The organism is Luteibacter sp., from assembly GCF_036500425.1.
GTDB lineage: Bacteria > Pseudomonadota > Gammaproteobacteria > Xanthomonadales > Rhodanobacteraceae > Luteibacter.
Window position 1 is genome coordinate 25,761 of record NZ_DASYCB010000022.1, and the last position, 21,467, is coordinate 47,227.

16 protein-coding genes are annotated in these 21,467 nt (G+C 61.1%); 12 read left to right on the top strand and 4 right to left on the bottom strand.

What is annotated here, in order from left to right:
- Positions 1 to 6 precede the first annotated feature (6 nt).
- Positions 7 to 1,197 carry an efflux RND transporter periplasmic adaptor subunit gene (locus VGN46_RS05515; protein ID WP_331641482.1) on the bottom strand — a complete coding sequence of 397 codons (1,191 nt, stop codon included), beginning with the start codon at positions 1,195 to 1,197 and terminating at the stop codon, positions 7 to 9.
- Positions 1,198 to 1,328: 131 nt separating this feature from the next.
- Here VGN46_RS05515 and VGN46_RS05520 point away from each other — a divergent pair, with 131 nt between their 5' ends.
- The 4 genes from VGN46_RS05520 (at position 1,329) to VGN46_RS05535 (ending at position 7,275) form a co-directional block, all read left to right on the top strand.
- Positions 1,329 to 1,949 (top strand): TetR/AcrR family transcriptional regulator, encoded by a 621-nt coding sequence (locus VGN46_RS05520; protein WP_331641700.1) that lies wholly within the window; start codon positions 1,329 to 1,331, stop codon positions 1,947 to 1,949.
- Between the two features lie 329 nt (positions 1,950 to 2,278).
- Positions 2,279 to 3,580 carry a site-specific integrase gene (locus VGN46_RS05525; RefSeq protein WP_331641484.1) on the top strand — a complete coding sequence of 434 codons (1,302 nt, stop codon included), beginning with the start codon at positions 2,279 to 2,281 and terminating at the stop codon, positions 3,578 to 3,580.
- Between the two features lie 30 nt (positions 3,581 to 3,610).
- Positions 3,611 to 6,640, top strand: coding sequence for a Tn3 family transposase (locus VGN46_RS05530; protein WP_331641486.1), 3,030 nt, complete (start codon positions 3,611 to 3,613; stop codon positions 6,638 to 6,640).
- A gap of 125 nt (positions 6,641 to 6,765) precedes the next feature.
- On the top strand, positions 6,766 to 7,275 hold the full coding sequence (locus VGN46_RS05535) for an NADPH-dependent FMN reductase (protein ID WP_331641488.1): 510 nt from the start codon (positions 6,766 to 6,768) through the stop codon (positions 7,273 to 7,275).
- Positions 7,276 to 7,299: 24 nt separating this feature from the next.
- Here VGN46_RS05535 and VGN46_RS05540 read toward each other — a convergent pair whose 3' ends face one another.
- Entirely contained in the window at positions 7,300 to 7,878 is a 579-nt protein-coding gene (locus VGN46_RS05540; protein WP_331641490.1) for an XRE family transcriptional regulator, read from the bottom strand.
- 2 nt (positions 7,879 to 7,880) lie between these two features.
- Complete coding sequence (locus VGN46_RS05545) at positions 7,881 to 8,330, bottom strand: nuclear transport factor 2 family protein (protein ID WP_331641492.1); 450 nt, start codon at positions 8,328 to 8,330, stop codon at positions 7,881 to 7,883.
- Between the two features lie 235 nt (positions 8,331 to 8,565).
- Between VGN46_RS05545 and VGN46_RS05550 the strand changes: the two genes are divergently transcribed.
- Positions 8,566 to 10,875: a TonB-dependent receptor gene (locus VGN46_RS05550; protein WP_331641494.1), complete on the top strand. Its 2,310-nt coding sequence runs from the start codon at positions 8,566 to 8,568 to the stop codon at positions 10,873 to 10,875.
- 52 nt (positions 10,876 to 10,927) lie between these two features.
- Here VGN46_RS05550 and VGN46_RS05555 read toward each other — a convergent pair whose 3' ends face one another.
- Positions 10,928 to 12,916: an SPFH domain-containing protein gene (locus VGN46_RS05555; RefSeq protein WP_331641496.1), complete on the bottom strand. Its 1,989-nt coding sequence runs from the start codon at positions 12,914 to 12,916 to the stop codon at positions 10,928 to 10,930.
- A 493-nt stretch (positions 12,917 to 13,409) separates the two neighbouring features.
- Here VGN46_RS05555 and VGN46_RS05560 point away from each other — a divergent pair, with 493 nt between their 5' ends.
- The 7 genes from VGN46_RS05560 (at position 13,410) to VGN46_RS05590 (ending at position 21,438) form a co-directional block, all read left to right on the top strand.
- Entirely contained in the window at positions 13,410 to 15,149 is a 1,740-nt protein-coding gene (locus VGN46_RS05560) for a hypothetical protein (RefSeq protein WP_331641498.1), read from the top strand.
- A 1-nt stretch (position 15,150) separates the two neighbouring features.
- Positions 15,151 to 16,476 carry a hypothetical protein gene (locus VGN46_RS05565; RefSeq protein WP_331641500.1) on the top strand — a complete coding sequence of 442 codons (1,326 nt, stop codon included), beginning with the start codon at positions 15,151 to 15,153 and terminating at the stop codon, positions 16,474 to 16,476.
- Positions 16,477 to 16,494: 18 nt separating this feature from the next.
- Positions 16,495 to 17,574, top strand: coding sequence for a DUF2235 domain-containing protein (locus tag VGN46_RS05570; RefSeq protein WP_331641502.1), 1,080 nt, complete (start codon positions 16,495 to 16,497; stop codon positions 17,572 to 17,574).
- 10 nt (positions 17,575 to 17,584) lie between these two features.
- On the top strand, positions 17,585 to 17,995 hold the full coding sequence (locus tag VGN46_RS05575) for a hypothetical protein (protein WP_331641504.1): 411 nt from the start codon (positions 17,585 to 17,587) through the stop codon (positions 17,993 to 17,995).
- Positions 17,983 to 18,636 (top strand): hypothetical protein, encoded by a 654-nt coding sequence (locus tag VGN46_RS05580; protein ID WP_331641506.1) that lies wholly within the window; start codon positions 17,983 to 17,985, stop codon positions 18,634 to 18,636. The genes VGN46_RS05575 and VGN46_RS05580 overlap by 13 nt, the downstream gene beginning before the upstream one ends.
- 58 nt (positions 18,637 to 18,694) lie before the next feature.
- The gene (locus VGN46_RS05585) at positions 18,695 to 19,261 is read left to right on the top strand and encodes a hypothetical protein (protein WP_331641508.1); all 567 of its coding nucleotides are present in this window, start codon (positions 18,695 to 18,697) and stop codon (positions 19,259 to 19,261) included.
- Between the two features lie 164 nt (positions 19,262 to 19,425).
- The gene (locus VGN46_RS05590) at positions 19,426 to 21,438 is read left to right on the top strand and encodes an OPT family oligopeptide transporter (RefSeq protein WP_331641510.1); all 2,013 of its coding nucleotides are present in this window, start codon (positions 19,426 to 19,428) and stop codon (positions 21,436 to 21,438) included.
- The last annotated feature ends 29 nt before the right edge of the window (positions 21,439 to 21,467 follow it).

The following is a 21,467-nucleotide window of genomic DNA, read 5'->3' on the forward strand; positions in this document are numbered from 1 at the left end:
TCCGCCTTAGTTCGCAACTGGGGAGGCGGAGGGTGTCGACCTGGCATCGGGCTTCCACGGCGCGATCTTGACCTCGATGCCCGCCTTGGCGCGCGGCAGGCCGTCGACCACCAGCTGCTCGCCGGGCTTCAAGCCACTGTTTACCAACCACTGGTCGCCCACCGCACGTTCAGTCACTAACGTGCGCAGCTGAAGCTTGTGATCAGTGCCCACGACATAAACGATGGGCTTGCCCGCGCCATCGCGTTGAATGGCCCGCTGCGGCACAAGCAGGCCTTGACCCTTCACCCCCTCTTCGAGAACGGCGCGAACATACATCCCGGGCAAGAGGTCGGCATTGGGGTTCGGGAACACGGCCCGCAAGGTGATCGAGCCGGTGTCCTTGTCGACGGTGACGTCGGAGAACTCAAGGCGGCCTTCAAGCGGGTAGCTACTCCCGTCCTCCAGAAGCAGGTGGACCCTGGCAGCGCTGGCTCCCGCCTTTTCCAGATCCCCTCGGGTCATGGCCTGCTTGAGCTTCAGCAGGGAGGCGCTGGTCTGGGTGACATCGACATAGATGGGGTCGAGCTGCTGGATGGTTGCAAGAGCCGTGGACTGGCTGGCGGTTACCAGGGCACCGGCGGTCACGCCCGACTTTCCGATGCGTCCGGAAATCGGTGCGTCAACATGAGTGTAGGCAAGGTTGATGCGCGCACTGTCCACACTGGCCTTGCCCGCAGCCACGTCCGCCGCCGCCTCGCCAAGCGCGGCGGCCGTGTCGTCGTTGTCCTGGCGACTGATGGCGGAGACGGCTACCAACTCGTGGTAGCGATCCGCCTTGAGCTGCGCCGTGCGCAGGGTCGCCTGGGATTTTTGCAGTGTCGCCACCGCGCTGTCGTAGCTCGCCTGGTAGGTGGCCGGGTCAATCTGGTAGAGCGTTTCGCCGGCCTTGACGTCGCCGCCTTCCCTGAACTTACGTGACAGGATGATGCCGTTGACCTGCGGCCGGACATCGGCAATGAGGTAGGGCACGGTTCGGCCCGGCACCTCGGTGGTCAGGGTCACAGGCTGCGTGATCACGGTGACGACGCCCATCGTCGGCATGCCTTCGGCAGGCGGCGGCCCCCCGGGGGGCTTCCCACAGGCACTCAGGATGGCGGCCGACACGACTAGGACAAGCAGCGTCCGGGCCAGGCGAAAGTAAGGGGCGAGGTGCATCAGGGGCTCCGGGCATGGACGACGTCATTACTAGACGGTACAGGCCGGTATCCTAAAGACAAGCTTTCGAAAGTCAAGCTATAATGACCACCATCGTGTACTTATTTCAGCCGACCTATAGGGAGCGCCCGATGCGAGTCCGGACGGAAGCCAAACGCGAGACCATCATCCAGGTCGCCTCGGAGGTCTTCCTCGAGGCCGGCTTCGAGGGAACCTCGATGGCGCAGATTTCAGAACGTCTGGGCGGCTCGAAGCGCACCCTGTATGGCTACTTCAACTCGAAGGAAGAGCTGTTTGGCGCCGTCGCCCATCGCGCCTCGGAAGCACTTTTTCGCCCGCTAGTCGACACGTTGATTGCGAGCGAGAAACCTCTGCCCGTTGCCCTGGCGACTTTCGGCAGGGGCATGGTCAGGCTGATATGCGACGAACAGAACGTGCAGATGTTCCGCACCATGATCGGCGTTGCCGGCAGGACCGATGTCGGCGCTGACTTCTATGACAACGGTCCGGCAGTCGGCATCGAGCATGTTGCCGGCTATCTGCAACGACACGTCGAGGCGGGTGAGTTGGTGAAGTGCAACTCCACCGTTGCCGCTCACCATCTCCACGCGCTACTACAGGCTGAGATCCTGCTTCCTGCACTGCTGGGTAAGCTGCGAAATCCACCGAGAAAGTTTGTCAACGATGTGGCAGATCGTGCGGTGAAAGCCTTCCTGGACGCCTACGCCACTGCACATGCGCAACGGACATAGACACCCAGGGCGCCGCGTTCATAACTGTCGCAGTCCATACGTGTCGTTCTTCCTCAAGAGAGTCTGTAGCCGATCTGGTGTAGGTGCATGGCGCAGGTGGCGACGATATCATCGTCACTTACCAGCGAGGGCCTCCGTAACATGGATATGGCGCGATACGATATGTGGGTAACGCGATCTTCTCGCTGGATCCGAGATCCCACATGCGATGGTGGGCTGCCGCCTAGTGTCGGCTGGCAACTCTATAACAGCCTCGTTGTGTCTCAGGGAGTGTTCTTGAACGCCTACATGGTGAGGCTCGCCGCGCTCCGCTCTCAGCAGGACGAACCGTGACCCTCCCGCCAGTCCCGAGCCGAAGTGTCGCGGACTATCTGGACGCGAGCACACGCGACAATACTCAAAAGGCCTACGCTGCTGGCGTGCGCCATTACGAGGAGACCTGGGGCGGTTTGCTGCCCGCAACGCCACAGCGGGTGGCAGAGTACCTTGCCGCCTACGGTGCGACCCAATCGGTCAACACACTGCGTAGTCGCCTGGCGGCACTTGCACACTGGCACCAGTCCCACGGCTTTGCCGATCCGACGCGCCATCCCCTGGTTCGGCAAACCCTCAAAGGGATTCGTGCGGTGCATAACGTCCAGGAGCGGCGCGCGGAGCCCCTGCAATTGCGCGACCTCACGGCGCTTGATGGATGGATGGCCCGCGCCATCGCGGCCGCCGTCGCGTGTGGCGATCATACGACGGCGCTACGCGTGCGGCGTGACCGCGCGCTGATTCTGCTGGGGTTCTGGAAAGGGTTCCGCGGCGACGAACTGTTGCATCTGCGCATCGAGCAGGTGACGGTCATCCCCGCCCAGGGGATGACCCTGTATCTCCCCCGGAGTAAGGGCGATCGACAGGCGGCGGGCGTGACCCACCGCGTGCCAGCTCTGAGTCGGTTGTGTCCGGTCGTGGCCGTCCAAGAGTGGCGTGACACCGCCGGTCTAGCGGACGGGCCGCTCTTTCGCGCCATCGACGCCCAAGGCACCGTAAGAGCCGGCGCCCTGCACGCCAATAGCCTGATCGGCGTACTCCGGCGCGCCTTCACCCGGGCGGGGTTGCCTGGGGCCGCGCAGTACACCAGCCACTCCCTGCGGCGCGGCTTCGCCGGCTGGGCCAGTGGTAACGGTTGGGACGCCAAGGCGCTCATGGAGTATGTGGGCTGGAAGGATGTTCATACCGCCATGCGATACGTCGATAGTCCCGATGCCTTCGGGCGATCTCGGATCGAGGAGGCGCTGGCACAGTCGACGTCGATCACCCCGCCGGCACGCCCAGCCCCGGTACCGGAAGTGGCCCAGCCATCCACGTTCACAGTCTCGCTCACCGTGCGGTTGGCGGTCGGTCGGTTGCGCCGTGGGGCGGCCCAAGCCCATCGCACGATTGAGTTCGTCTGCCTGCAACGGCACGCCGCCGTTGCGCAAGACACCGCGCGAACTCAATACATCCTGACCGTCGGTGCCAAGGATGAGCTGGAACTGAGCGAAACCATGGCGTCGCTGATCGAAGACATCCATCGGATCGCCGACAACCACGGCGCCACGGCCGACACGGTGGCGCAACACGACGAAGGCAGGCTCCGATGGGACTGATCACCTTCTGACCTAGAGGACACGGCCCGGATGACTCAAGAGCACGAGACGGCGTACCGACGGCTCCCCGCTGATCCGGGCGCCATCGAACTGAAGGAAATCTTCACCCCTACAGCGGCGGAAGTTACTTTCATTCGGTCCATCACCGACCAGCCGCATCGTCGCTTCACGGCGATGCTTCAACTGAAAACCGCGCAGTACCTTGGCCGCTTCGCGCCAATCGCAGCGACGCCCGAGCGTATTGTTCGCCATGTCGCGGAGACTCTCGGTTTTCGGCGTTCCTTCCGGCTCGACGACCTAGACGCGTACGACCGTTCGCGAACGCGTGACAGGCACGTCACCGCCATTCGTGAGTACTTGAAGCTACGCCGCCTAGGGGATCGCGGTCGTGCGGCGTTGACGGTCGTGGCCCGAGAGGCTGCGCGAACACGTCATTACCTTGCCGACATCATCAACGTCATGCTGGAGGAACTGATTCGGCATTCGTACGAGCTGCCCGCCTTCGCGTTACTGGACGCCATGGCGGGGAAGGCTCGCGAGGATATTCACGAGACCTTCTTCACCCAGATCGACGACAGCCTGTCCGCTGCCTCCAAGGCGACGATCGCGGACCTGTTGACCGTGTCTCCGGGCATGACCAGCAGTGGCTGGCAAGCGCTCAAGCGTGAGCCGCGCAAACCGGGCAACAAGGAGGTCCGCCACTATTTGGCCCATGTGCAGCGTTTGCGGACACTGGCGGACTCACTGCCGCCGGTGGATATCCCGATCGCCAAGCTGAAGTTCTTTCGTGACTGGGCGCGTGCCAAGGACGCTGCCGAGCTGGCTGAATACCACCCGGCTAAGCGCCACGCGCTGGCCGTCATCTTCATCCGCTCCCAGTACAACAAGACCCTGGACGACGCCGCTGAGCTCTACATACGGCTGCTGCAGAACCTGGAAAACGTCGCTCAAAAGAACCTGATGACCTACCAGGCCGAGCATATGAAGCGCACCGATGCGTTGGTCGCGCAGCTCAAGGAGATCCTGCAGGCCTACCAACTCGACGGTACCTCCGATCAGCGCATCGATGCTATCGAGGGCACCATGGATCGCGCAGTCCCGCTGATCCCGGCCGATTGCAATGAACACCTGGCGTACGCGGGACAACATTTCATCCCGTTCCTCGAGCGGCCCTATGCCGCCCAACGCGCTCTGCTGCTGAATTGCCTCACCATCATGCAGCTCCGTTCCACCTCAAGCGATGACAACACGGGCCGACTGCTGGAAGTACTGGCGTACTGTCGGGACGTACGTCGCGACTCAATCCCTCTGTCGGAACTGGGCTTGAGCTGGCCGGAGGATTTCACCTGGCTATCCGCCGCATGGCGGAAAGAGGTACTGATCAAGAACGGCACGGCGGCGCCCGTGTTGGTTCGGCGACGCTTCTTCGAGCTCGCCGTGCTCTTCCACATCAAAGACGAGCTGAAATCCGGTGATCTCTTTGTGCCAGGAGCCAACAAGTTCGACGACTACCGCGAGACACTGGTCGACGATGCCACATTCGCCGAGGAACTCCCGCTCTATGGCGAAGCCACGGGGCTCGCGATCGAACCCGAGCAATTCGTCCAGGACCTTCGCCAAGCGATGCGCGACCGTTGCGAATCCGTCAATCGGCGATTCCCGGCCAACGCCGACGCCTCCTTCGTGGACGGTCGCTTGATCCTTCGTAAGCCGCAGCGCCCGGAGGTGAGTCGTGACATCGCACTTCTGGATGCGAAGCTACTCGAACGCATGGAGCCGACCACGATTACGGATGTTCTGCAGGACGTTGCGACCTGGACCGGCATGGAGCAGCACTTCAAACCGCTTGCCGGCAGTGAGGCACAGGTCGATAACCTCTTGTATCGTGTCGTCACCACCGTGTTTTGCTACGGATGCAATCTTGGGCCCACGCAAACGGCACGATCGCTCCGTGATTTGAGCCGGAAGCAAGCGGGTTGGCTGAATCTCAAGTATGTGACCGATGAGGTGCTTGAGCGCGCCACCAAGGACATCATCAATGTCTACAATCGCTACGAGCTTCCAGGGTATTGGGGGAGCGGCCAGTCCGCTTCCGCCGACGGGACGAAGTGGAGCATGTACGAGCAGAATACGCTCTCGCAGTATCACCTCCGCTACGGAGGCTACGGTGGTATCGGGTACTACCATGTCTCGGACAAGTACATCGCGCTGCTGAGTCGTTTTATTGCCTGCGGCACCTATGAGGCCATCTACATCCTGGATGTACTGCAGAACGACTCGGACATTCAGCCAAAAACCATTCATGGCGACACGCAGGCGCAGAGCTTTCCGGTGTTCGCCTTGGCCTACCTCCTGGGCATCGACCTTATGCCCCGCATCCGCAATCTACGGGACTTGTCGTTTTCCCGGCCGGATGCGGGAACCGCTTATCCACACCTGCACCCGCTGTTCGGCGAAGGGGTAATCGACTGGGATCTCATCCAGACGCATTTGCCTGACATGCAGCGTGTCGCCGTGTCGATCAAGACGGGAAAAATCACTGCCTCGACGATTTTGCGTCGACTGGGGACGGCTAGCCGCAAGAACAAGTTGTACTTCGCATTCCGCGAACTCGGACGCGTGATCCGAACAATGTTCCTGCTACGCTACATCGACAGTGCAGAGATTCGCCAGATGATCACCGCGGCAACGAACAAGAGCGAGGAGTTCAACAACTTCGCGCAATGGGCCTTCTTTGGCGGTCAGGGCATCATTGCTGAAAACCTGCGCCACGAGCAGGAGAAGGTGATTGGCTACAACCATCTGGTCGCCAACATGGTGATCCTCCACAACGTTGAGCACATGACGCGCGCCATTGGCGAACTCCAAGTGGAGGGGCATGTCATCACGCCGGAGGTCTTGGCAGGGCTATCGCCGTATCGGACCGCGCATATCAATCGGTTTGGCGACTACACGGTCGACCTAACGCGCGCAGTCACACCTCATAATGCGAGTCAAAGGCTCCTTACACCACGCCTCGTCGAAAGTGCAGACGATTCTGTTACACCGGTGGAGGCTTAAGCATTCCCTAGGCTCTGGATATCGAGTGGTCGGGATATCCGTGTTTTCCTGTGGCGGTGCGCATGCCGCATGCGTTCGCATGAAAAAAACGTCGATGCGCCCACCATATCACACATGATATCAATGTGTTACGAGTCAAGTGGCGCTTTTTTTCTAGATTCTCGGCCGACCCTCTACCTATGTTCAACGAAGACGACGAGCACGATCTTGCAGATGGGGTGAAACCACTTCGCCATGCCGTAGCGAAGGCCGATGGCCTGCTGATCGCCACTCCCGAATACAACCACTCGTTTCCTGGTGTTCTGAAGAATGCTATCGACTGGTTGTCCCGGGGCACCGATTCGGTGCTAGCCGGCAAGCCGATGGCGGTTATCGGTGCCAGCACGGGAAGCTGGGGCACTCGCCTTGCACAGGCTGCGCTGCGACAAGTACTTACGGCGACCGAGGCACGAGTTATGCCGGGGCCGATGCTGTTCGTCGCACGTGCGAGCGATCGCCTTGGTGTTGACGGTCAACTACACGACCCCGAGCTGACAGAGTCGTTGTCAGCTCTGGTCGCCCATCTAGGGGATTGGATTACCCTGCACAATTTCCACGGGGAACCCTCGCCGAGGCTTGATCCGTCGATGTCGTGACTGCCCTTCCCAGCTCCCTCAAACCTAGTCCTTAAATATCGCAGGCGTCCCCACCCAAATCATCCGCACCTCGGTCTTCCCGGCATTCCGCATACTGTAAGGATGCCGCTGATCAAAGTGCGCACTATCCCCAGCCTTAAGCACAAACTTCTTCCGACCCACCGTCATCTCCAGCGTCCCGCTAAGGATGTACCAGAACCCCTCCCCCTCCCTATGGATGGTAGGCGCAACGAGGCCCGGTGGAACGATCAGCCGCAGCGCCTCCATCTTCCGTTCGGCATGCCGGCCGCTCAGCCGCTCGTAAACCACCGGCGATTCCAGGTCGATCCGATCATGCTCGCCGGCACGGCAAACAATCTGCCCCGGCGTAGGCACGCCGACGAAGTAATCCACGTCGACATCAAGCGCCCGCGCGATGGCTTCCAGCGACAGTAGCGATGGGTGGGCAAGGTTCCTCTCGACCTGGGAGAGGAACGGTATGGACAGCCCTGAGCTGGTAGCCAGGGCTTGCAAGGTGAGACCAAGTCCGCGCCGGCGGTCACGAATCGCGGAGCCGATGCTCAGCCCCGCGGGGTGCTCCGGCGTCCCCTGAGCGCCGGCCATGCTCAGGAGCTATGGTCGCTGTTAATCAGCCAGCGACCGCCTACCTTGTGGAAGAGCAGCGTGGTGAGTCCGGTGACCTCCGCGCCGGTATCCGGCTTAAGGTGGTAGCGGCCGACCACATAGGCATATTGGGAGCCGAGGTCTTTGACTTCGATGACCTCCAACGTCAGCTTGCCGAAGCTGGCACCTGGCTTCTTGAAGCGCGTTTCGTACATGGCTGCGATCGCTTCGTAGCCCTGGATGCTGCCGCTCGCGCTCACATAACGGGTGCTGGGCGAGTGCTCGTAGCACTCCATGAAGGTTTTCAGGTCACCCGCCGACCAGGCGGCGGCGCTCGCATCGAGCGTCTGCTTGATGGCCTGGGCGGTCGAGACGGCCGGAGTTTCAGCCGACACGCTGGCGGCCATCGCCACTGCGCTCACGGCGCAGAAAAGAACGGACATGGTTTTCATGGCACCCCTGGCGCATGTGAGAAGTAGCTCTTCCACCCCCGGAAGGATGGCATCGGTGGGACCGTTTAGGTGGCTATCTGCAACTGCGATCCGATCCTATCGCAAATACTTGACTCCATCAAAACTTTTTGATCTGATCGAAACAAGCCATCTTGCACCGCAGCAATGGCCGTCTGGATGTCTATCCATTCCGTGCCAGGGGACCTAGGGCACAACCGACTCCCGGGGGAGTTTCATGAACCACGATTTCAAGCGCACCCTGCTCTACTCAGCCCTGTTGTCCGTGGCATTGGCGGCAGGTGTCGCCGAGGCGCAAGACGCCGCCACGCCCGCCAACGATAAAAAGAAAGCGCAGGCGTCTGACACGCCACAGACCCTTGAAGGCATCACGGTGACGGCCGCCAAGCGCGAGCAGGATATCCAGAAGGTGCCGATCAGCATGACCGCGCTGACTGGCGAACAGCTTGAGCGCCAGGGCGTAACCAGTCTGGTCGACCTGGCCCGCATCGCACCGGCGCTGACGGTCGTATCGTCTGGCCCGGGTTCCAATAACCTGATCATCCGCGGCATTTCATCGAGCGCCGGCTCCGCAGCGACCGTCGGCTATTACCTGGACGACGTGCCCATCGCCGCCTCCAGCAATGCCGCGCTGCTTTCAACGCGCGGCGTGATCGACCCGTCGGTCTTCGATATCGAGCGCGTCGAGGTCCTCCGCGGACCGCAGGGCACGATCTACGGCTCCAGCTCAATGGGCGGCACGGTCAAGTATGTGACCAACCAGCCGGACCTCGACTTCGTCGAAGCCCGCATCAAGACCGATGTCTCCGGAACGTACCATGGCGGTCCGAATGCCAACGTCAACGGCGTGCTCAACGTCCCGCTGCTCAAGGACAAGGTTGCCCTGCGCGTCTCTGCCTATTATCGCGATGATGATGGCTATATCGATCGCTACCGGATCGATCCGTCCAACTACCTCGAGGCGGATCCGGATAGCAAGAAGAAGGACAACGTCAACACCTTCAAGACGTACGGCGCACGCGCAGCGTTGCTGATCAAGCCGGACGATACGCTGACGATCACGCCGAGCGTCATCTACCAGTACTCGCGGCTGGGCTCGCCGTTTACGTATGACAAGATTCCCGCGACGCTCAGCGATCCGTACCAGGTACGCGACGTCAACGAAGCGAACGTGCAGAAGTCGACGATCTCGAACCTCGCGATCCACAAGCAGTTCGATGCGTTCGAATTGATGTCGTCGTCCTCGTACTTCACCCGCGATGTCAACATTCGCGACGACAGCTCCAAGGTCATCAACTACTTCTTCGACCTGCCCAGCGTCTATCCGACGACCATGTATGGCAGCTACAAGAACAAGGAGTTCACTGAGGAAGTCCGGGCGACGAGCAAGTTTGACGGTCCGGTGCAGGCCATCCTCGGTGCGTTCTACCACGATGTTAAGGCGCCGCTTTCTTCATCCATCCCCTACCCCGACGGCTTCAACCAGGCTTTCAACACGCCGTTCCCTGACTATTCGACGATCTACGCCGGCGCGCGTAACGCCACCTTGCATGAATACGCCGTCTTCGGGGAGTTGTCCTGGAACATCACCGATAAGCTGAAGGCCAGCGCGGGTATCCGTGCGTTTGAGGTCAAGCAGGGCTTTGCCCAGAGCGGTGATGGTCTGCTCAATGGCGGGCCGAGCACCGTGCGAAGCAGTTCAAAGGATTACGGCAGCACGCCGAAGTTCACGCTGCAGTACCAGATCACCCCCGACAACATGGTCTACGCCACCGCGTCTGAAGGCTACCGCCCGGGCGGCCCGAACAACCCTGCCCCGGCAGCGCTGTGCGGTTCGGAAGTCGAAGGGCTGGGCCTCAGTCAATCGCAGTTGAACAAGTACAACCCGGATACCTTGTGGAACTACGAGCTGGGTTTCAAGAGCTCACTGCTGGACCGGCGCCTGCTCATCGATGCGTCCGTTTACCACATCGACTGGAAGCACGTGCAGCAGCAGATCGTGCTCGGCTGCGGTTACAACATCACCGCTAACTTCGGCGATGCCGTGAGCCAGGGTGCGGAACTCGAGATGAAGTTCCTGCCCATCAACTCGGTGACCTTGAGCGCGGGCTTCAGCTACAACGATGCGTATCTCAAGAACGACGTGCCCGGCACCTCGGCGAAGGATGGCGATCGCCTGGTCAACGTGCCGCGCTTCACAGGTTCGCTCGCGGCCGAGTACCGCCACCGGGTGAATGCGCAGTACGACGGCTTCATGCGCGCCGACCTAAGCTACGTGGGCGATTCCAACTTCCTGTACGACCGCGAGAGCCCGTTCTACCGCCGCGCGGGCTTTGCGACCACCAATGTCCGCTTGGGCATGGAAGGCCGCAACGGCTTCGATATCTCGCTCTACGCTACCAACCTGTTCGACAAGCACGGCGAGACTGACCTTCCGGTCGCCATCTCGGCCGACCTGCCGACGACGCGACGGGTCGCACTCAACCAGCCGCGTACGATCGGCGTGACCCTCCAGTACCAGTACTGAAGGGCCATCAGGCGGGGCTTTGGATCAGTTTTCCATAGCCCCGTCGCCCGGCTCAGCCCTGCACCACCATCCCCTTCCCCTCCGGCATGCCCGCATCGGCCCGCTCGGCCAGCAACGAACTAGCCAGCTGAATCAGCGAGCCCAGGCCATTCGCGCCGGCCTCGCCACCACCCAGCGAAATCTTCGGCACGATGGCGATCTGCCCATCGCGGATCGCTTCGGCGAACTGCGTACCCAGCGTGTTGATCAGCTGCAGGCGCGCACCCTCACCCGTTAGCGCCTGTGACTTGGCCTGGATGGCTTCGGCCTCGGCCTTACCCACCGCGGCGATGGCGGAGGCGCGGCCGTCGCCCTCGGCGGTGAGGCGGCGGCGTTCGGCGTCGGCATCGATACCGATCACGTTCGCCCGCTTGGTCGCTTCCACCACGTTGGCCTCACCCACGTTCTTCTTGATCTCGATATGGATCATGGAATTGGTTAGCTCGGCCTGGATGTCGGTCTTGGCGCGGGCTTCGCGTAGCGAGCGCTCCTTGGCGGCCGACTGTTCCTGCAATTCGAACGTGGCGACTTGCTCGATCGCGACCTGTCGGTCCCTCAACTGGTTAAGGATCGCATCAATACGAGCACCCGAAGCATTCCCCGTGCTGCCATGGGGCGTGCCGATCAGCACCTCCTGGAGTTCCAGGTTGTAAGCCGCAAAGCGACCCATCATCTCAACGCCTGCCACCTGCTGGATCTCGGCGCGGTTCTGGATCAGTTCGATCAGCGTCTTGGTCTGGCCGATGTTCTTGAAGTAAGCACTGACCATCGGGTCGAGGGTCTGGTCGACAAGACGCTTGATGTCGCCGAAGCGCTGCACTACCAGCGGCGCCTTGCGGTAATCGATGTGCACGACCACGGAAAGCGGCAGAAGCGGCTCGAAGGCATCCTTGGTGATCAGTGAGACCTCGGAGAGGTTTTCATCGAACTTGTGCATGTTGGTCACTTCCGGCGTCCACTTCAGGATGAAGTTGGTCGTCGGCACGAGCTGGATCTTGCCAGCATACGTGTTGAAGGCGTACTTGCCAGGAAGCAACGGTTCTTTCCACACACCGCGGCACGAACTGTCCACCAGTTCACCGTGGGAATAGCCCTCGCCGGAGCGATCCGCGCCGATGGTACCGATGTATGAAACCACCACGCCAACGAATCCAACGGGCACCACCGTCTTCGCGATGTAGTCCACCGTCGCGAATAACCGGTTGATGTAGTACGTGCCCTCAACCAGCACCTGGTGCTGGCGGCCGCGGTTACCGCCGGCGCGCAGGAAGGCATCGATATTCTGGAAGTTATTGTGGAAGGTGGGTTTGTCGGCCGCATCCTGGCCCACGCGCGGCGCGACGATTTCATCGGGGGGAAGCACCGGGCCATCGTGCACCGTTACTACGCCGAGCATGTCATTGGTGCTGTCGTCGGCCTGCGCCGAGGCATTTTCGCGGCGGCCCCCGATAATCACCGGCTGGAAGCCGCCACGTTCCTGCAGCACGCTTCCCATGTGGTCGATAGTCCCGCGCTCTTCCTCGGAAAGGAGCAGACCGTGCACACGGGACGCCGTAATGATGGCGAACTGTGCCACGTTGATGGCGTACGTACCTTCGCGGAGCATCGTGCGTTGCGGCCCCTTCTGGCCACCGCTGCGCAGGAAGGCATCGACATCCTCGATACCGGTCTGCACGGTGCGGCCCAGCGCCTGGCCTTCCTCGAGATCATGGCCGTCGCGGGCGAACACGTAGCCGATTTCGCCCTGTGGAATGGTGACCAGGTCGACCTTGTGCACGCGCCACTGGAACGGCGTGAAGTAATGCAGGCCGCCACGCAGGACGGTGGGTTGGTAACCCACTTCGCCCTTAAGTGCGATAAGCCCACGGGTTACCGAGGGCGCGCCCCAAAGCCGCTCGACGACGCCGACGCGGTCATTGGGGATGTAGACGATGACATGGGAGATAACAACGAGCACGATCAGTACGACAACGGCGACTGCGATAGCAATAAGCCAGGTCATGGCTGAATGTCCTTAAGGTAAGTGGGCCCGGTGTGACACCGGGGAAGTACAGCGAACACATAGGCGGGGCGCAAAGGCCCGTCCCGCCCGTAAAAGGCGGATGACATATCAAAGGGTCACGGCCTGACGGCCCGCTGCATACGCAGGGGCATCGTCATGGGCAGGAGGGACGCGGGCTCTGTGCCATCCGGTCGCGGTGCGCCTCAGGGCGCTACGATCCGGCACTACTTATTTCGTGGGCGGCATGGCTGGTTCGTCTCGGAACGCGGGTGCGCGTTCAACGTGCTGCGCAACATACGCCGACGTTCGGTGATACACAATCACACGGCGTAGTCGTGCCGTGATGGTGCCCGATTATGCAATTTCGGCCGGGGTGTTACCGTGCTGAGACGGCCAACTAGCTAATGGGGAAACGTCAGCGACCCGCATAGACTGGACGTTGCCATCGTTTGTGCGTCCTGTTGGCCCGGATTGACGCCGCTAGGAGGCGCTCATGGTTGCTCGTAGTCCGCAGGGAAAGACGGTATACGACGTCGTGCGCAATGATGTGCCGATGCGGCACTGGACGATCCTGGCCCAGGACCCCTCCATTCTGGGCGCAGGCGGTAAGGCACTGACGACCACGGTACGGGTACCGTCGGAGCGCCTCGAGCGTGGGCCGAAGGGCTTTCGCGTCCATGTCATTGACTACGATGCGTCATCCGACACGTTCTACCGGGCCCGCGACAAGAACATCGATACGGATCCTTACGTCAAGGTCACCGATATCGAGAAACTGGTCCGCGACCCGTATTTCCACCAGCAGAACGTCTACGCGATCGCCATGGCGACCCTGCAGGCGTTCGAAGGCGCCCTGGGCCGGACGGTGCCATGGGGATTTCCGACGCCGAGCCACCAGATCAAAGTGGCGCCGCACGCCTTCGCCGATGCAAACGCTTATTACTCGCGTGAATCCGAGAGCCTGAACTTCGGGTATTTCCCGGATCAGGATGGAAAACAGGTATTCACCTGCTTGTCCCATGACATTGTCGTCCACGAAACGGCCCATGCGCTCCTCGACGGGTTGCGCTCGCATTACCTGTTGCCATCGTCTACGGATCAGGCCGCCTTCCACGAGGGCTTTTCCGATATCGTCGCCCTCCTCTCGGTGTTCCAGAGCCAGCCCGTCATCGACCGCTTGCTTGCACCGCTGACCGCCCGGAATGGCCGCCTTGCGCCCGGCAACCTCACGGCGAGCAAGCTGGGCGGCACCCACCTGGCTGAACTCGCCGAGCAAATGGGCGCGGCGCTCAGTGGCGTGCCGACCTCGGCCCTGCGCACGTCGCTGTCGATCAGGCCGGACAAACGCCACTACACCAGCGCCAGGTTCGAAGAGGAGCATGACCGCGGCGAGCTCCTGGTCGCTATCGTCCTGGGTGCGTTCTTCGAGGTATGGGCACGGCGGCTCAAACCGCTCTTGCAGGGGCATCCGGATGGGCTGGCCCGGGCCGTGGTTTCTGAGGAAGGTACAACGGCGGCGAGCCAGCTGCTGCGCATTATGATTCGTGCGCTCGATTACATGCCGCCCGTAGATCTCACGTTCGGCGATTTCCTTAGCGCCTTGCTGACGGCGGACCTCCAGCTATATCCCGACGATACGCGGTATCGCTACCGCGACATCCTCAAACATTCCTTCGAAAGCTATGGCGTGAGCCCGGCGAGCCACGGTCGGTCCGATGGCGCGTGGGACCCTCCGCGTGCCAGCGAATTCACGCTTGCCGGAACGCACTTCGAGCGTATGCAACGCGACCCTTTAGAGGTCTTCCGTTTCGTCTGGGAGAACAAGGCTGCGCTGGGCGTAGAGCCCAATGCCTTCACCCGCGTTACATCGGTACGGCCGGTGATGCGCATTAGCAACGACCAGACGGTCCTGCGCGAGACGGTCGCGGAATATGTGCAGCAGCTCACCGTCTACGGCAGTGAACTGACTCATATGGGCATCCGAAGGCCGGAGGGGATGCCGACAAACCGTCTCATCAACCTCTACGGTGGCGGAACGCTCGTCTTCAACGAGTACGGCTTGTTGAAGTTCCACATCGCCACGGGGGTCAAGAGCCCGCGCCAGTCGGATCGCCTGCAAAGCCTTTGGGACCGCGGCTACTTCGCGAAACAACCTTCCGCGTCCGCGCGTATCGCCAGCCTTCACCGGGACCGCGTCCTGCGGCCGCATCCTTCCTTCAAGGAGGCATGGTGAGATGGCTACGCGTCGTTCTGGCAAAAAAGTCCAGCCCGTCGAAATGATCCTGCGCAGCTACGATGTCGGTTTCGGCGACTGCCTCCTTCTGACGTTTCGCTACGCTGAATTCAACCGGCACGTGTTGATCGACTTTGGTTCGACCCGGCCGCCCAAGGGCAAGAAGCTCGATGCCCACATGTTGGCCGTAGCAAAAGATATCGCGGAAAGATGCGAAGGCAAATTGCACGCGTTGGTCGTTACGCATCGGCACAAGGATCACCTCAGCGGATTCGCCTACAAGGACGGCAAGGGGCCGGGAGCCATCATCCGCGCCCTTGATCCGGATCTGATCATCCAGCCCTGGACTGAGAACCCCAAGGCGCAACCCGGCATGAAGAAACGGGCTAAGACAGCGTCTTCAAGCGCCAAGGCGAAGCAACAGCATATTGCGGCCCTGACCGACATGAACCATTTTGCCGGCTATGTCGTCGCGGCGAGCAAGCGACTTCGCGGGAGCCACCTCAAATCGGTTCGGGACCAACTGGAATTCCTGGGCGACGACAATGACCTGGCCAACCGTGATGCGGTCACCAATTTAATGAGGATGAAAGGCCGTAAACGCTACGTTTCTTTCGGCGTCGATTCGGGGCTGAAGAGCATCCTGCCCGGCGTCGTCACACACGTACTCGGACCACCTACCCTTGATCAGGAACCAGGCATCGCGACACAGCGCTCAAAGGATTCGGAGCAATTTTGGCTGCAACTCGAGGAGCGCGCCAACTTCTGGGCCAAGCATGGCCAGATCGCGAGGTCCGGCAGCACGGGCCGTCCGCTCTTCCCCCGCCACGTCGAGAAGCGTCACCCTTGGGATATGCGCTGGTACCGGTACCAGGCCCAACGCGAGCAGGCGGAGAACATGCTGTCGATCGTGCGTACACTCGACGGCGTCATGAACAATACGAGCGTCATCCTGTTGTTCGAAGCCGGAAGCAAGAGCCTGCTCTTCCCGGGTGATGCCCAGTACGAGAACTGGATGTACGCGCTGTCGCAAGCGGCCATCGTTAAGCGGCTCGCCAAGGTTGACCTTTATAAGGTAGGGCACCATGGAAGCCTCAATGCAACGCCAAAGGACCTTTGGAACCTGTTTTCCGCGAAAGGCGGCAAGGCCAAGACGGGCCGGCTGAAATCGGTGCTATCGACGCTCGCCGGCGTCCATGGCAGCGAGGCCGCCCACACCGAAGTGCCACGGGATCCCTTGGTGGCAGCGCTAACGAAGCAGTCGAACCTCACGGACACAAGGATGGCAGGCGATGAGTTATCGGTAGTAACAAGGCTGAATCTATAGCGTGTACGCGGAGCGACGATGAAACGAATCATTGTGTGTGCGGATGGCACCTGGAATGTTCGGGACCAGATCAACGACGGCAGCAAGACCCGTCGGCCGACCAATGTGACCAAGATTGCGCGCGCGATCCTGCCCACGGATGCGTACGGCGTGACTCAGGTTGTCATTTACCGCGAAGGTGTCGGAACGGGCCCAGGGCTGGACAAGTTAACCGGAGGCGCTTTCGGGAGTGGCATCGAAGACAATATCGTCTCGCTCTACCGCAGCGTCCTCTACAACTACGAGCCCGGCGATGAACTGTTTTTTTTCGGGTTCAGTCGCGGCGCCTTCACCGTGCGCAGCCTCGCCGGGTTCATTGTGCACGCAGGCCTGCTCGGCAAGAGCGACGACTATTACACCCCCGATTTCTACGCATGTTACGAAGGCGGCCGCGGGCCCGGTACACCGGAATGGACGAAGGCTACGCACAAGCTGGAAAGCCCACGCCTGCATCCGAAGATCAAGATGCTGGGCGTATGGGACACCGTGGGTTCGCTCGGCGCGCCCGGCGTGCTTGGGCAATGGATGAACAGCAATAAGTATCAGTATCACAAGGTGGGTCTGTTTCCCGATATCGAGAACGCCTTCCATGCGCTTGCGATCGACGAACAGCGCAAACCCTTCGTGCCGACGTTATGGGAATCCCCCCCCGGTTGGGCGGGGCACCTGGAACAGGTCTGGTTCGCGGGCGTGCATTGCAATGTCGGCGGCGGTTATCCGCAAGACGGGTTGGCCAATGAAGCCATGTACTGGTTGCTCGGCGAAGCCGCACACCTTGGCCTGGCCGTGGATTGCCCCTACCTTGCGCCGTTCGAGGCCAGGTTTGATGGAACGATCATGGATTCGATGGACTTCAAATACCAACTCATGGGTAAGGTCGTTCGCCCCATCGGCGAAACGAAGAACGGGAATGAGGCTATCCACGAGTCGGTGGTCAAACGGCTAGGCGAACCCAGTCTCAAGTATGCGGCGGCGAACGCGCTTGCTTTTCTGAAGAGAAATGGCCAGCAGCCGGTAAAAACACGCCCACTGCCCTGCCCCCCAGTCGTGCCTTCCTGAGGTTACCGCCGTGGATGAAGAGGATTTCGCATTGATCGAACAGGATCTGGTCAGCCTGGCCGAAGCGCTGGGAGCGCCGGATGCCGTGGATGACCCGTTGTTCCGGCGTCGAGACGTCGAGAGCGGCATTGAGCGCGCCATGCCGCGTCTTGAGAGAGTGAGGGAGAAGATTCGTGCCCTGGAACGCGTGGCTGCCTTGATCGATCGTCGCACCTTCGAAACCACGATGGAGGCGATTGGTGCCGCTGCCGACCGCGGGCGGCCTCGCGAAGGGTCGCGCTATGTCCCCGAGAGCGCGTTGGTATTGGGCGACAACGGCGAGCCGGTCATCGATTTAGGTGCACTGCCCGACCTTAGCGAAATCCGGTCGTCGCTGCGCCGTCTAGCGAACTCGTTAGAGGATGAGCAATGGCTACGTTAAGCGGGACGAAGGCCCGATCGGAAATAAAGCGGATCCTGACGCAGTTGGGCGTGGCGCGCTCCGGATTGCCCGCCGTGACAAATCTCGGTGCGGGGAAGCTCTACGAGTTATATGTGCTTTCGCGTTTGCTGGAAGAGCTCGTCAACGATGGCTATGCGCTTGGCTTTTCCCATCCTGTGATTGCCTTCAAGACGGGGGGCGGCCCCATCAAGGCTCATGATTTCCACATCGATCTGAGCAAGGGCGGCAATGTCATCGGCCAGCTATACACGGACGTGGAGGTCAGGACGTTGGGATGGCAGCTGGGTCAGGTCTCCGATCTTAGCCAGTATCACGAGATCGATATCGTGGTCGTCGACGCCGGTACGACGGGCTTTCCCGGGCCCCAGGAACTCATGCTCGGCATCGAATGCAAGGCCACGGCGACCTTCCAGAAATCCCATGTCCGTGAGGCACTGAGACGCCGACGCGAGTTGAGTCTCTTCGACCGGTCGACCTTCCCTTCCAGGGTATTTGCGGGCCGCACCCTTTCAGCAGACCCTCCATCGGAATACTGGCTGGCATTCATCGACCCGGCTGGCAGCAAGTACAGCCAGAGCCCCGCGGTCTTCTCGGTCGACCTGAGGCATTGGCAGCCCTGATAACGTCGCCGTGAGTCGTTCACGGGGCCAGATGTCCATCCGGTGCGAGGATTGCGTCATGGGTTCAGATCTTCGGAAATTCATAGATTCAGCTTATTGGGATATCGAGGCGCTTCTTGGAAAGGCGCCGTTTACAGTTCTTTTTACCAACGTGGCATTTATCCTGTTGCTTGTCCTGATCTGGAAGCTCACCAGCAGGATGACATCTACCGGGGCTGACGTTCGCGAAACATGGAGCAACCGGTTGATAGCATTGATCGGTGGCTTATGCGGCTGGGCCATTGGGACGGCCTTTGCCCCTTACTCGACCGATGATCTTGCCGCCTTTCAACACATCGGGTCAGTCGTGTCGGCGTTCGTATCCGGTTACGTCGTCAGCAAACTTGACAGATTTCTCGAACAGATGGTGTTTCAGGGAAGTCCGGACAGGTGGCAGAAGCTAGGGCTCTTCGTTGCAAGTTTTCTCTTGGTTGCAATTACTGTCTTTATCAACCGCTTCTACGCCTTTAACTTACCGGCAGCCGAGATTACTCATATGCTCGCGCCGCCTTCAGTCATTGTAGACATCACGCATGGGATGACGTCGCCGGCATGTATCGCGCCCCTTCTCTCTGATTGGGTCTAGCGGAGCATGGGTACAGCCACCGGTGGGAGGTGGCCGCGCTCGTCTTGAGCGATGGCCCCTCCCCGCTCCCCCATTGCCATTCCCGCCAAATCCGGCAACCCTACCCGCTAGCCCGCCATCCGAGGCGGAGCACCAGGGGAGCACCACATGACCGGACGACTTTCGTGAGCGGCAATCATCTCCAGACGGAAAACCGCAAGGAGCTGACCGTTCGAGGTCTCATCCTGGGCGTGATCATCACGGTGGTCTTCACCGCCGCCAACGTTTTCTTCGGCCTCAAGGCTGGCCTGACCTTCGCCACGTCGATTCCTGCGGCGGTGATTTCCATGGCCTTGCTGCGTGGGTTCAAGGATTCGACCATCCAGGAAAACAACGTGGTGCAGACCATCGCCTCGGCGGCGGGCACCTTGTCTTCGATCATCTTCGTGCTGCCCGGCATGATCATGATCGGCTGGTGGGCTAACTTCCCGTTCTGGACCTCGTTCGCCGTGTGCGCGCTGGGCGGCATCCTGGGCGTGATGTATTCCATCCCGCTGCGCCGCGCGCTGGTCACCAATTCGGACTTGCCCTACCCCGAAGGCCTCGCCTGCGCGGAAGTGCTGAAGGTCGGCAGTGGCGAGAGTGCCGACGCCACCAGCGTGGACGAAAGCCGTGCCGGCCTGCTTGCCGTCCTGTGGGGTTCGATCGTGTCGGCCGTGTTCGCCGTGATCGTGGCCACGCAGGTGTTTGCCAGCGATTTCGTGCGCTACTTCCGTGTCAACGACAAGGGCGCAGTCAGCGGTTTCGACTTCGGCCTTTCCTTCGCGCTGTTTGCTATCGGCCACCTGGTGGGTCTGTCGGTGGGCATCGCGATGTTGGTCGGCGCGATCATTGGCTGGGGTTGGGGCGTGCCGCACTTCTCCGCGCTCGGCGATCTGTCGCAGCCGCTTTCCGATCTCGCCAATGCGACCTGGAGCCACAAGGTACGCTTTGTCGGCGCAGGCGCGATCGGCGTGTCGGCTATCTGGACGCTGGCCAAGCTGGTGAAGCCGGTGATTACCGGGCTGACCTCGGCCATGGCGGCCGCCAAGGTACGTAAGGCTGGCGAGGCCCATACGCTGCCGCGCACCGAGCGCGACATCCCGATCGGTATCGTCGGCCTGATCACGCTGGCGTGCTTCATTCCGATCGCATGGCTGCTCGGCTACTTCGGCAACTCGGCCGGCCTGGGTGCCCACGTGGGCGTGCTTGCCATCGGCGGCGTCGCCTTCGTGGTGCTGATGGGTTTCTTCGTATCGACCGTGTGCGGCTATATGGCTGGCCTGATCGGCTCGTCGAACAGTCCGCTCTCGGGCGTGGGCATTCTCGTGGTGATCGCCGCCGCGTTGTTGCTGGTGGCCTTCGTCAAGCCGTATGTCGGCGTGGAGGAAGGCAAGGCGCTGGTGGCGTTCGCGCTGTTCATCACCGCGGTGGTGTTCACCGTTGCCGCGATCGCCAACAACAACCTGCAGGATCTCAAGACCGGCCAGTTAGTGGACGCCACACCGTGGCGTCAGCAGGTGGCGCTGGTAGTCGGCGTGGTCGCAGGCGCAGCGGTCATTCCGCCGGTGCTGGATCTGATCAACAAGGCCTATGGTTTCGTCGGTGTGCCGGGCGCGGGTCCCCACGCACTACCGGCGCCGCAGGCAGGGCTGATTTCTGCCCTGGCCCAGGGCGTGATAACCGGTGATATCGACTGGAGCCTGATTGAAATCGGTGTCGGCATTGGCATCGTCATGATTGCGATCGACGAGATCCTGGCGCGCACTACCAAGGGTGCGCGCATTCCGCCGCTGGCTGTCGGCCTGGGCATTTACCTGCCGACCGTAAGCACCTTGATGGTAGTGGTGGGTTCGGTCGTCGGCTGGTTCTTCGACCGCCGCGCCGATCGCTCGGCACGACCGGAAAGCACCAAACAGCTGGGCGTCCTGCTTGCGTCAGGCCTGATCGTGGGTGAAAGCATCATCGGTGTACTGATTGCCGCGATCGTGGCATTCGCCGACAAGCTGGGCTTTAGCAACCTGCAGGCGCCGTTGGCCCTGGTGGGTGCGGACTTCGGCGAAAAGGCGCAATGGATCGGCGGCACCGTATTCGCGATCATCGTGCTTTTCATGTATCGCTGGGTGGCCCGCATGGCCAACGGTATCGGCAATAAGTGAAGCACCCGGTCGCGCCCTGCTCGAGGCGG